This window comes from Arcicella sp. GW458-12-2-14-TSB2, assembly GCF_059423785.1.
The window spans coordinates 18,068-31,180 of record NZ_JBWKYN010000054.1 but is presented as its reverse complement, the minus strand read 5'-3'; the positions used below and the strand labels follow the sequence as shown (position 1 = coordinate 31,180).

The 13,113-nt window shown below is 37.2% G+C and carries 8 protein-coding genes; 7 read left to right on the top strand and 1 reads right to left on the bottom strand.

Annotation, left to right across the window (positions count from 1 at the left end; translation table 11 throughout):
- The 7 genes from AC07XN_RS09950 to AC07XN_RS09920 form a co-directional block, all read left to right on the top strand.
- A partial coding sequence (locus tag AC07XN_RS09950; protein ID WP_494742937.1) for a mandelate racemase/muconate lactonizing enzyme family protein occupies positions 1–1,230 on the top strand: 1,230 nt, incomplete at its 5' end.
- A gap of 216 nt (positions 1,231–1,446) precedes the next feature.
- Entirely contained in the window at positions 1,447–4,734 is a 3,288-nt protein-coding gene (locus AC07XN_RS09945; protein WP_494742936.1) for a glycoside hydrolase family 2 TIM barrel-domain containing protein, read from the top strand.
- Between the two features lie 28 nt (positions 4,735–4,762).
- Positions 4,763–6,796 carry an aceric acid hydrolase gene (locus tag AC07XN_RS09940; protein WP_494742935.1) on the top strand — a complete coding sequence of 678 codons (2,034 nt, stop codon included), beginning with the start codon at positions 4,763–4,765 and terminating at the stop codon, positions 6,794–6,796.
- Positions 6,797–6,803: 7 nt separating this feature from the next.
- Positions 6,804–8,048 (top strand): ribulose-bisphosphate carboxylase large subunit family protein, encoded by a 1,245-nt coding sequence (locus tag AC07XN_RS09935; protein ID WP_494742934.1) that lies wholly within the window; start codon positions 6,804–6,806, stop codon positions 8,046–8,048.
- A 1-nt stretch (position 8,049) separates the two neighbouring features.
- Positions 8,050–9,390 carry a four-carbon acid sugar kinase family protein gene (locus AC07XN_RS09930; protein ID WP_494742933.1) on the top strand — a complete coding sequence of 447 codons (1,341 nt, stop codon included), beginning with the start codon at positions 8,050–8,052 and terminating at the stop codon, positions 9,388–9,390.
- A gap of 26 nt (positions 9,391–9,416) precedes the next feature.
- The gene (locus AC07XN_RS09925; RefSeq protein WP_494742932.1) at positions 9,417–10,076 is read left to right on the top strand and encodes an aspartate/glutamate racemase family protein; all 660 of its coding nucleotides are present in this window, start codon (positions 9,417–9,419) and stop codon (positions 10,074–10,076) included.
- On the top strand, positions 10,076–11,362 hold the full coding sequence (locus AC07XN_RS09920; RefSeq protein WP_494742931.1) for a bile acid:sodium symporter family protein: 1,287 nt from the start codon (positions 10,076–10,078) through the stop codon (positions 11,360–11,362). Before AC07XN_RS09925 ends, AC07XN_RS09920 begins: the two co-directional genes overlap by 1 nt.
- A 38-nt stretch (positions 11,363–11,400) precedes the next feature.
- On the opposite strand, the gene AC07XN_RS09915 is transcribed toward AC07XN_RS09920, so the two are convergent.
- Positions 11,401–13,074, bottom strand: a complete 1,674-nt coding sequence (locus tag AC07XN_RS09915; protein ID WP_494742930.1) for a L,D-transpeptidase family protein — start codon at positions 13,072–13,074, stop codon at positions 11,401–11,403.
- Positions 13,075–13,113: the final 39 nt, after the last annotated feature.

The window sequence follows — 13,113 nt, the reverse complement described above, 5'->3', positions numbered from 1 at the left end:
GATGGGATTAATATATCTCAAACATTTGTATATCTACTTAATGCTGAAAAATGGCATTTACATTCATGCAAACATCCTACAATATCTTGTGAAAATATTATATATAATACAGGTATATTACTATTAATTTTGATTTTTTATACAATCGCTTTTAATATGTATTCAATCCAAAAATATTCAGTTTTTACTGCAAAAGCTACATTAGCAAAACCTATCTCTGATGCTACGCACACGTTGACTGAAATCTCCTTTTTAGTATTAAGAATCGAAACGCAAAACGGTATCATTGGGGAATCCTATTTATTGAGTTTTCAATACAGTCCTAGAGCCATTGCAGGAGCCTTAAAAGACGTCGGTGAAATGTTGATTGGCGAGCAGGTCTTTGATACCGTAAAAGTTTTCGAAAAGCTAAACCATGCCAACGAATACTTTGGAATGGAAGGTATAAATCGTTGGGCACAAGCAGCTTTTAATATTGCCATGTGGGATGCTTGGTGTAAAATATTAAACCAACCTATCTGGAAAGTATTGGGTTCATCAAGAAGGGAAGTGCCTATTTATGGCAGTGGTGGTTGGATTTCGTATTCTACAGATGAATTAATTGACGAGGTTAGCAATTATAAAAGCCGTGGTTTCAAGGCAGTAAAGATAAAAGTAGGCAAACCAGAGTGGAAAGAAGATTTAGAACGCTTGAAATTGGTTCGAGAAGCTGTTGGAAATGATATTAATATCATGATGGATGCTAACCAAGGGATGACAGTGCCTAATGCTTTAGCCTTGGCGAGAGCAGCCAGAGAACTGAATATTCAGTGGTTTGAAGAGCCAATCGACCATACAGATTTTGAAGGGTATAAATTATTAAGAACACAAGCAGGTATTTCTTTGGCAATGGGCGAAAGAGAATACTCTACCTTACCACTTCGGGAATTATTGCAAAGAAATGCCATTGATATTTGGCAACCAGATATTTTACGATTGGGTGGGGTAGAAGCTTGGCGAAATAGTGCAGCATTAGCAGGTAGTTATAATATTCCTGTTTTACCACATTATTACAAAGACTATGATATTCCATTGCTTTGTACCATTTCAAACGGAGTAGGGGCAGAATCATTCGACTGGATTGACCCGTTGATAGATTATCCTTTGGAAATAAAGAATGGTATGGCAAAACCACATGATCGTGCTGGTTGGGGTTTTTCATTTAAAGATGAATACCTTACTGAAATATAGTTTGCTTTTATCTTAGAAGCTGTTTAAACTTTCCCTTTCAGGTTAAACTAAGTCTTTTAGAATAGCTTGTTCCAAAATTTACTCAACGTAGCGGTGCTATGCTTCGCAAATTTTGAAAAAATCAATTTAAAAATACAATACTTCCACCTCAGAAACGGAAAGTTTAAACAGCTACTTATTCATTATCAATTGTTTATTAGTATTTATCAAATGAAGATGTTAAAATATTTATTTTTCTTAGGCTGTTTCATACATGTTGCAAGCTTCGCACAATTGGTTGATAAAACACCAGCTGCTGTGCCAAATGCTCCAACGGTTTACCAAACTGAGCCTTATGAAGACCCAACCGTCAGTGGGATTAATAGGGATGCATCCAGAGCAACAGCCTATTCTTTTGATAATATTCATAGTGCTATCTCGGGCAATCGAGAAAAGAGCAATCGCTATTTGACTTTAAATGGTAACTGGGATTTTAGCTTTACCTTAAAACCTGCAGATGCTCCGAAAGATTTTTATAAAAGTAGGGTAAGCGGTTGGAAAACAATCCCTGTGCCTTCAAATTGGGAAATGCAGGGGTATGACAAACCTATTTATAAAAGTGCGGTATATCCTTTTAGACCTGTAAATCCGCCTTTCGTTCCTAAAGATTATAATGGAGTGGGCTGTTATCAGCGTACTTTTTCAATTCCTGCTAATTGGAAAGAAAGTAATGTCACCCTACATTTCGGAGGTGTAAGTTCGGCTTATAAAGTGTGGTTAAATGGCAAATTTGTTGGGTATGCTGAGGATAGTTTTCTTTCTTCTGAGTTCAATATTACGCCTTATTTACAAGAAGGAGAAAACGTTTTATCTGTGTGGGTAATTCGTTGGAGCGATGGGTCTTTTTTGGAAGACCAAGACCAATGGCGTTTGAGTGGTATTCATCGTGAAGTATATCTTCATGCGGAGCCTAAAATCAGAATAGCGGATTTTTTTTATCAAACTAAATTAGATAAAGATTATAAAGATGCCTTGTTAAGTATCCGACCAAGAATAGAAAACCTAACAGGAAAAGAGGTTGTGGGGTATCAATTGAAAGCGCAATTATATGATAAAAATAATTTACCTGTTTTTGAGAAGCCTCTCGAAAAAAGTGTTGAATCTATTATCAACGAAATCTATCCACGATTAGATAATGCTAAATTTGGCGTGTTAGAAAGCAAAGTTAAAAACCCTGAAAAATGGAGTGACGAAATCCCTAATCTATATACGTTAGTGCTTTCTTTAGAAGATAGTCTGGGACGGGTGCTAGAAGCTAAAAGCTGTAAACTAGGCTTTCGTTCAATTGAATTTTCAAAAGAAAATAGCAAATTGTTAATAAATGGAAAAGTAACGTATTTGTATGGCGTTAATCGTCCAGACCATCATGCTACAAAAGGTAAGGCATTATCCAGAGAAGATATTCTACAGGATATTCTTACTATCAAACGCTTCAATTTTAACTGTATCCGTGCAAGTCATTATCCAAGCGACCCGTATTTGTACGATTTGTGTGATGAATATGGTATTATGGTTATCGATGAAGCCAATCTGGAAACACACGGGCTAGGCTCAAAACTAAGCAATGATGCTGCTTGGACAGGGGCTTATTTAGAACGAAGTAGTAGGATGGCTTTAAGAGATAAAAATCACCCTTCTATTATATTTTGGAGCTTGGGGAATGAAGCTGGTCGCGGACCAAATCATGCTGCGATGGCTGCTTGGATACACGATTTTGACATTACTCGCCCTGTGCATTACGAGCCAGCCATGGGAAGTCCCAATATGGAAGGATATATGGATAATAAAGACCCGAAATATTTAAAGCCTAATGACCATTCGCATCGTCTCCAGAATCCACTGGACCAATACTATGTAGATATTGTTAGTAGAATGTACCCAGCCATGTACACGCCTGAATTATTGGCAAATCAACCCAATGGTGATACCAGACCTATTTTCTTTTGCGAATATGCACATGCTATGGGAAACAGTGCAGGAAATTTAAAGGAGTTCTGGGACTTATTCCGTAAAACGAAAAGAGTGATAGGAGGGTGTATTTGGGAATTTAAAGACCAAGGATTATTGAAAAAAGACTCAGCCTCTGGTAAGGAGTTTTACGCGTATGGTGGGGACTTTGGGGAAAAATACTTCGATAATTTTACGATTAAGGGAGTTGTTGCTTCTGACGGAAGACCTAAAGCCGCGATGTATGAATGTAAAAGAGTATTCCAAGGCGTGGAATCGGTATTAGAAAATGCGGAAAAAGGAATTGTAAAAATAACAAACCGTCATGCTTCTAAATCTTTGGGTGACTATACGGTTTTGTTATCAGTAATAGAAGATGGCAAAGTGCTTTTTACGAAGGAATTGCCTAAAATGAACGTTTCAGCAGGAAGTGATACACTGGTTAATATCCTACCGTATTTACCTAAATTCAAGGCAAACACAGAATACTTTGCAACATTGCATTTTACTTTAAGTAAAAAAGAAGCATGGGCAGACAAAGGTTTTGAAGTAGCTTCTAACCAATTTGCCTTAACTGAATTAATTGCACATCAATCAGAGAAGAAAACTATCACTGCTGTTGATTTGCAAGAAACAGATAATGCTTTTTTATTAAGTGGAAAAAGTTTTCAAATCAAAATCGACAAGAAAAATGGCGCTTTAGCATCCTATTTATTCAAAGGTAAAGAACAGATTTTTAATCCATTATTGCCAAAATTTAGTCGTCCACTGACTGATAACGACCGTCGTGGGTGGAAGGCTCAACGCAAGTTAAAACAATGGTATAATGTTGTGTTAAAAACAAAAAGCTGTACTGTGAAGATGAGTTCTAAAAACGCTGTCATAATTACTAGCTACTATACCTTAGTAAATGATAGTGCATCTGTCCAAGTAAATTATACCATTAATGGCGATGGGGTTATAAAAGTAAACTATGATTTTAAAGCGTCTCCTGCACTCCCTAACATTCCTAAGATTGGGATGCAGTGTGGTATTGAAAGGACTTTTGAGAACATAACATGGTATGGCAGAGGAGAATTAGAAAACTATGTAGACCGTCGTTATGGGTTTGATGTAGGGATTTATCAGCAAAATATTCAAGATTTTATGGAGCCTTATGCCGTTCCACAAGAGAACGGCAATAGAACAGATGTTCGCTGGATGTATCTGTCTAACAAAAAACAAGAAGGATTATTGATAGTAGCAGATAGCTTGTTGAGCATGAGTGCTAGGCCTTATACTGACCAAAATATCGAAACGGCTAAACACACTTTTAATTTAAATGATGCTGGTTTTATCAACCTGAACATTGATTTAGTACAAATGGGCGTAGGAGGGAATGATAGTTGGAGTGATGTGGCAGCACCTTTAGAACAGTATCAAATAAAAGCAAAACCCTATCAATATACGTTTTTCATTATGCCATTTAATGCTGTAAAAGAATCGGTAGGATTAAAAGCAAAAGAACTGAGGTTTTAGTTGAGAAATTTTCAATGATTAAAGAAATATGAAGAGAATAATCAAGAAAGTGGGAACATTACTTATAGTGATGATTTCATTCTATCATTTGCAAGCACAAAATAAAGGCTTGGTGAATACCTCTAAAAGTCCGAATGCTAAATTACAAAGCATTGATTTTGGTGATGTAACATGGACTTCTGGTTTTTGGGCAGACCGTTTTGCCGTTTGTCGCTCGGCTATGGTGCCAACTTTATGGAAAAATTATACAGATGCTACCCTAAGTCATTCTTTCAAAAACTTTGAAATAGCCGCAGGGTTAGAGAATGGTGTTTTTAAAGGACCATCGTTTCATGACGGTGATTTTTATAAAACACTTGAAGCAGTAGCCAGTATGTATGCCACAACGAAAGATAAGAAATTGGATGAGTTGATGGACCATGCCATTGAGGTGATTGGTAAAGCCCAAATGCCCGATGGATATATTTACACAAAGGCAATTATTCAACAAAAGAAAACAGGCGAACAAAAGATGTTTGATGACAAACTGAGTTTTGAAGCCTATAATTTTGGACATTTAATGACAGCCGCTTGCGTACACTACAGGGTAACAGGCAAAACATCGTTACTAAATATTGCTAAAAAAGCAACCGACTTTCTGATTGGCTTTTATAATAATGCAAGTCCTGAGCAAGCAAGAAATGCCATTTGTCCTTCGCATTACATGGGGATTATTGAAATGTACAGAACTACTGGGGATGAAAAATATTTAACGTTAGCTAAAAAGCTCATCAATATTCGGGGACTTTCAGAAGGCACTGACGACAATTCAGATAGAGTACCGTTCAGACAAATGAAAAAAGTAGTTGGTCATGCCGTAAGAGCGAATTATTTGTTTGCAGGAGCGGCAGATATTTTTGCAGAAACAGGGGATAGCACTTTACTGTCAACGTTAGATTTGATGTGGGACGATGTCATTAACCATAAAATGTACATTACGGGAGGCTGTGGCGCTTTGTACGACGGTGTTTCACCAGAGGGGACATCTTATAAGCCTGATACAGTGCAGAAAGTACACCAATCTTACGGCAAATCGTATCAACTACCCAATCATTCAGCACACAATGAAACCTGTGCTAATATCGGAAACCTATTATGGAACTGGAGAATGCTTCAAATTACGAGCGAAGCCAAATATGCTGATGTAATGGAATTGGCATTATATAATAGTATTTTATCGGGTATTAGTTTAGATGGGGATAAGTTTTTTTATACCAATCCTTTGAGTGCCTCTGATGCTTATCCTTACCAATTGCGTTGGATGGGTGGTCGACAAAAGTATATCAGCAAGTCAAACTGCTGTCCACCAAATACAGTAAGAACCATCGCCCAAATAAATAATTATGCGTATAGTATCTCTGAAAAAGGATTATGGCTGAATTTGTATGGAGCTAATACCCTTTCTACCTCTTTGAAAGATGGTTCAAAAATTAGCCTTACCCAAGAGACCAATTATCCTTGGGATGGAAATATTAGCATATCATTGAAAGAAGTACCACACAATGCTTTTTCAGTTTTTGTAAGAATACCAGAATGGAGTAAAGGTGCGACGATTAAGATTAATGGGAAGCCTTTTACAGGAAAAATTGAAGTAGGAAGTTATGTTGAAGTAAATAGAAAATGGTCGGTTGCTGATAAAATTGAGATTGTTTTACCGATGACGGTAAAATTAATTGAAGCTAATCCTTTGGCTGAAGAAATTAGAAATCAAGTAGCAGTGAAAAGAGGGCCAATTGTATATTGTTTAGAGTCAGTTGATAACAGCCAATTGAAATTAAATACCCTTGCTATTTCTCCAAAAAGCAAATGGAAAACAACCTCAATGATGATAGAAAATAGCCCAATCACCGCATTAGAAGGCGAAGCTAAAATTATTGATGGTTCAGATACGTGGACTAATAAACTATACAGAGAGGTTTCTGAACAAGCTCCTGTTTCAACCAAGGTACGTTTAATTCCCTATTATGCTTGGAGCAATCGTGGACATTCTGAAATGGAAGTATGGATTCCAATAAGTAGATAAAATTTTTATGGAAAGAATAACGGCAACATATTTTATAGAAACACCCTTTGCACCAGAAGCCGCTGCAACGGTGTTAGCAGGAGAACAATCGTCTGGCACTTTTACAGCAGTACCGGGTGAAACCGAAGAATTAAAACAAAGATTTGCGGCAAGGGTAGAATCTGTTGAATTTTTAGAAACGGTTTCAACACCTGCTATTCCTGGGGCTGAAAGTAGCAATCATCAATACCATCGAGCCATCGTGAAGATTTCTTGGTCGATAGAGAATTTTGGGTATAACCTTCCTGTATTGATTTCCACACTACAAGGTAATTTATACGAGATTCGTCAATTTACAGGGTTGAAATTAATGGATATTGATATTCCAGCGAGTTATGCTACACACTTTTCAGGACCTAAATTTGGCATAGAAGGCTGTAGAAAATTAACTGGGGTTCAAAATCGTCCATTAATTGGAACCATCATTAAACCTAGTGTTGGCTTGACACCTCAGCAAACGGCAACTTTAGTAGAAACCCTCGCCAATGCAGGCATTGATTTTATCAAAGATGATGAATTGCTTTCTTCAACGGCCAATTCTCTTTTTAATGAACGAGTTGACGAGGTAATGAAAGTAATCAACAAGCACGCTGATAAAACGGGCAAGAAAATTATGTACGCTTTCAATATCAGTGGAGAAATAGATGAAATGTTAGAACGCTATGAAAAAGTAGTCAATGCAGGGGGAACTTGTGCGATGATTAGCATCAACAGCGTGGGCTTAGCAGGAACTAAAAAGATATGCGACCAAGGAGCTTTGGCAATTCATGGACATAGAAATGGTTGGGGAATGCTTACCAGACATCCATTATTAGGAATAGACTTTACTGCCTATCAAAAGCTTTGGCGTTTGGCTGGCGTTGACCAACTACATGTAAATGGGATACAGAATAAATTTTGGGAGAGCGATGACTCAGTTGTTCAATCAATAAAAGCTTGTTTAAAGCCTTTGCTAGGAGGATATTCTATTTTACCAGTAGTCTCGTCTGGACAATGGGGCGGACAAGCTCCAGAAACTTATCGTCGTACACAAACTACCGATTTGCTATACATGGCGGGCGGGGGTATTTTAGCTCACACTATGGGGCCAGCTGCTGGCGTAACAGCACTACAACAAGCTTGGCAAGCCGCAGCGGATGGTTTAGGCATTGAAGATGCCGCTAAAATATATCCCGAATTTGCTAAATCTGTAGAAAAATTTGGTGCAAAATAAGATGGTCAATCATAATTTACTTTTAGCATATTATGGCGATGACTTTACGGGCTCGACTGATGCACTAGAATTTTTGAGTAAGGCAGGAGCAAAAACCGCACTATTTATTGATGCACCAACGGCTACTCAATTGGCTGCTTATACTGATTTGAATGCTATCGGCGTGGCGGGTTTGTCTCGCTCTATGTCGCCTAGTCAAATGGAAACAACTCTTTTGCCGACGTTTTCTGCCTTAAAGCAACTAGGCGTAAAGCATGTACATTATAAAGTTTGCTCAACGTTTGATTCTTCTTCTGAAACTGGAAGCATTGGAAAAGCCATTGATGTAGGCATTGCTGTTTTTCAAAATACTTGCGTTCCGTTATTGGTAGCGGCACCCACGTTAGGACGTTACTGTGCTTTTGGTAATTTATTTGCTAGAATGGGAATAGGTAGTACAGGGCAAATTTATAGACTCGACCGCCACCCTTCTATGATTAAACACCCTGTAACGCCTGCTGATGAGAGCGATTTGAGGTTACATTTAGCCAAGCAGACTGATAAAAAAATAGGATTGTTGGATATTCTTCAAGTAGCTAAACCTTTTCAGGAACTATCAACAAGGTTAGCAAAACTAATGGATGAACAAGCAGAAGTTGTGTTGATTGATGCCATGTACGAAGAACAATTTTCGAATATTGGTCGACTAATAGATGAATTAGCAGATAAAGAACAGCCGTTGTTTTCAGTAGGTTCTTCTGGTGTAGAAATGGCTTTGGGTAAGTATTGGAATGAAACTCAAATATTGCAAGCTGTCACTTCATGGCAGGCATTAGAAAAAGCTGACCCATTATTAGTAATTGCAGGAAGTTGTTCGCCTGTTACATCCAGACAAATTTCTTGGGCTTTAGAACATGGGTTTAAGGAGATGGTAATTGATGCACAAGCCATTTGTGATAGCGAAATCGATGCTTTACCAATTAAAGAATATTTTCAAAAAGCAGTCGACATAGCTCAACAAGGGCAACACTTGATTGTGCATACTAATGGAAGTAAGGAAAACGTTAAGGCAACTTTGTCTTCAGAAAAATTAGGTAAAGCCTTAGGTTTAATCGCTAAAAAGGTGGTGGAATCCACTAATGTCAGGAGGGTAGTAATTGCTGGGGGAGATACTTCTAGCTATGCGGCCAGAGCGATGGAAATAGAAGCGGTAGAAATGCTTGCACCCTTAGTAGCTGGTGCACCATTATGCAAAGCTCGTTCTACAAACCCTTTGATTAATAACATAGAAGTCAACTTCAAAGGAGGGCAGGTAGGTGATGAACGATACTTCGGTATTTTGTTAGAGGGTAAATTATCATGAATAGCTAATTATAAAATAATATAAAAATGCAAACAAAAACATTAAGTCTTATTCATACTTCGGCAACATTGGTGCCTATTTTCCAACAACTTTGTAATGAATACTTGCCAGGCGTTCAGGTATTTAATATTGTAGATGATAGTTTAATTAAAAATGTGATTAAGCATGGAGAACTTAGACCAGATGTGGCTAGGAGAGTGGTTGACTATGTAGGTTCGGCTGAAGCTTCAGGAGCAGATTTTATCATGGTTACTTGTTCTTCCATTGGCTCGGCTGTTGAAGCTTCTGCTGCCTTGACGGGTATTCCAGTATTGAGAGTTGACCAACCAATGGCTGATTTGGCAGTTCAAACTGGAAAGAAAATAGGCGTAATAGCTACGTTACCAACTACATTAGGTCCAACAAGCGATTTAGTAGTACGTCGTGCACAAAAAGCAGGAAAGGAAATAGAATTAGTTTCAATATTATGTGAAGGAGCTTTTGAAGCGTTAATGAGTGGAGATGCAACCAAACACGATGAGATTGTAGCGAAAGCCTTAAAAGAATTAGTCAATCAAGTAGATGTTATTTTGCTGGCGCAGGCTTCTATGGCGAGAGTAGTAGATACGTTAGATGAAGCAGATAAAAAAGTGCCCATCTTGGCGAGCCCAATCATTGCTGTTCAACACCTTGCTACTATTCTTTGATGATGAAAAATATCCAGCAATTTCTTTTAGGAATCAGTGCCATTGCTGTATTGGTTTTGGTATATACGTTTATACAAGAAAATTCAGCAATTAGCCAAGTAGCCCTTGTAGTGGCTGTGCTGAGTTTTACGCTAGGAATGGGAAGCATTTCCGCTTTAAAAAGTTATCAGTATACGGCATGGATTATCGTCGCAGTAGTAGCGGGGATGGTTTATCCTGCTGCTTTCACCCACTGGGGAACGATTGATTTAAGAAACAAATGGCTTATACTCATCATTATTCAATTTGTAATGTTCGGTATGGGCATTCAGATGAGTATTCGTGATTTTTCTGGATTGGCTTCTACTGGCAAAGGTGTAGCGATTGGTTTACTTTGTCATTTTTCAATTATGCCCTTTATGGGTTGGTTACTTACTAAAGTCTTTGATTTTGAACCAGAAATTGCTGCTGGAATTATTTTAATTGGGTCATGTTCAAGCGGGTTAGCCTCTAATGTGATGGTTTATTTAGCCAAAGCAAATTTGGTTTTATCGGTGGTAGTAACAGCAATGGCTACTTTAGCTGCTCCATTTTTGACACCCTTAATCATGAAACTATTAGCGGGTACATTAATAGAAATTCATTTTATCAACATGATGATGGAAATCATCAAAATCGTTATCGTACCCATTAGTGCTGCTTTATTACATGATTACTTAAAAACAGCTTCCCTTCAAGGGAAGAAACATGTAAATATCCTTGTTGTAATTTCCTCACTTTGGTTGATTGCTCTACCCTTAGGACTTTGGCATTTTTTTGAATCATCATTACTTTCTCCTGAAATTCTTCAGTCTTTAGAAGTACTAAGTTTTTTATTGGCAGCGATATTAGTCGGAGTATTGTATCATCAAGCGGCTAATTATTTTCCAAAGCTTGATACCATCATGCCTTATATTTCTATGTTTGGTATTATCTATTTTACTACAGTAACCACGGCAGCAGGGCGAGATAACTTGATGAAAGTAGGAATACTACTTTTTATCAGTTCAGTAATTCATAATGCTTCTGGGTATTTCTTTGGCTATTGGCTGAGTCGTTTGTTTGGCTTAGATAAAAATTCTTCTAGGACAATTGCTTTTGAAGTAGGCTTACAAAATGGTGGAATGGCCTCTGGCTTAGCTGGGGGGATGGGCAAACTCGGAACTGTTGGCTTGCCAGCAGCCGTTTTTAGTCCGTGGATGAATATATCAGGCTCAATTTTAGCTAATTACTGGCGAAAGAAAAGTGTAGAAAATAAAGAGGTATAAAACAAAATCCCTTAAAATATTTTAAGGGATTTTGTTTTCTAACTATCTCCAAAAATTTCTTTTGAAAGCTTAGCATCTAAGCCATATAAATCTTTTCTAAAATTGATTTGTCCAGTATTATCTACCCACGAAGTGAAGTAAACAATATAAACAGGAACCCTCGGGCTGACTTTAATCCCATATTCCTTATCGGTTTTCAATATCTTATCTACTCTCTCTTTATTCCAAGCCTTATCATTTCTTAATAAATAAAGGGCTAATCTATTCGGCTGTGATACACGAATACAACCATGACTAAACGCTCTTTTGGGTTCATTGAATAATCCTTTGGAAGGAGTATCATGCAAATAAATATTAAAATTATTAGGGAATAAAAACTTTATTTTACCAAGGGCATTATCATCGCCAGGTAGTTGTCTGAAATTAAAAGGAACATTTCCTTCATATTTTCGCCAATTAATTGAATTGGGATTAACTACCTTATTGCCAGAAAGTACTTCTATATGATTTCGGGATAAATAAGAAGTACTTTGTTTTAACTTAGGCAAGATTTCATTGCGAACGATGCTAGTCGGCACACCCCAATAAGGATTTAATACAATTTGGGATAAATTACCTTTAAAAATACTGGTTTGACTAGCTGTTTTACCTACTACTACATTCATCTCCCAAACTTGCTTGCCTTTTTCAATGACATGAAGTTTAAATTCTGGGATATTAATTAACAAATTATCACTTTCAATTTCTACTGGAACCCATCTTAGGCGTTCCATATTAATCATGATTTGTCTAATTCTAACATCGACACTTTGGTTGAGTTCCTTAATAGTAGCAAGATCAACTTTGGCTGTTAGCGGTAATCCCATTCTTTGCTGAAATCTTTTTACAGCATAAGCGAGTGAATCGGTATACAGCATAGTTTTATCATTTGCTCTTAGGTCGCCTGTCAAAAATAAATGCTCTTTGATATTTACGACACAAGAATCGCTATCGCCCACCGCTATTTTCTTTTTGCTAGTAACGACGCTTTTCCAACCACCATTTTTTTGAATTACTCTATATTGTTTAAGCTTATCTTTCAATCGTAAATAATATTGATTCACAGGTTCTTGAATAGTTTCGCCTTTAGCAAGCGAAACCAGTGAGTCAAGCAATACTTGATAGTTTTTCTTTTTTCTAGGGATAAACCATTCAAGGTCGTATGGACTTTTATTGATACCGCCATAAGCCTTCTCGGCAAACTTGAAAAAAGTTGTCGTCAGTAATAATTCTAATTGTTGGACTTGATTTTTTTGAGCAAGAAATCCTTTCTCATCGGCCTGAAAGGCTAATATAAGCTCTTCCATCTGTCTGTTATCAAGGCTATTATCCGCAAAATCTTTTTGGTAGTTCTGTAATTGATTATAAAAGGTAGAGACTGAATTCGACAAACCGTTATTATTAATCCAAGCGAATTGGTAATTACGTCGTACATAAAATTCATTAATCTCCTCTTTGATGGTATCTGACACAGAAAATGTTTTGAGGAAAGCCGTAATGGAGGCAGAATCTAGTAATAAATCATTATAATTCTGTGACTGATAAATGCTTGAATCTGGTAGAACGCCTCTATTTTTCTTTTTCCTTTTATTACATCCTTCCATTACAACTAGGAATAATAAAGTACCAAACAATACTAAAAATAACAAATATGTGATTTTAGTTTTCTGCATAGGAGTATAAGATTAGAGGTTGACGAATAGTAGATTGCT

What these genes read in the sequence shown, in the direction of transcription:
- AC07XN_RS09940 (WP_494742935.1), top strand. Translation starts at nt 4,763, where the DNA reads ATGAAGAGAATAATCAAGAAAGTGGGAACATTACTTATAGTGATGATT.
- AC07XN_RS09945 (WP_494742936.1), top strand. Translation starts at nt 1,447, where the DNA reads ATGTTAAAATATTTATTTTTCTTAGGCTGTTTCATACATGTTGCAAGC.
- AC07XN_RS09920 (WP_494742931.1), top strand. Translation starts at nt 10,076, where the DNA reads ATGATGAAAAATATCCAGCAATTTCTTTTAGGAATCAGTGCCATTGCT.
- AC07XN_RS09935 (WP_494742934.1), top strand. Translation starts at nt 6,804, where the DNA reads ATGGAAAGAATAACGGCAACATATTTTATAGAAACACCCTTTGCACCA.
- AC07XN_RS09925 (WP_494742932.1), top strand. Translation starts at nt 9,417, where the DNA reads ATGCAAACAAAAACATTAAGTCTTATTCATACTTCGGCAACATTGGTG.
- AC07XN_RS09915 (WP_494742930.1), bottom strand. Translation starts at nt 13,074, where the DNA reads ATGCAGAAAACTAAAATCACATATTTGTTATTTTTAGTATTGTTTGGT.
- AC07XN_RS09930 (WP_494742933.1), top strand. Translation starts at nt 8,050, where the DNA reads ATGGTCAATCATAATTTACTTTTAGCATATTATGGCGATGACTTTACG.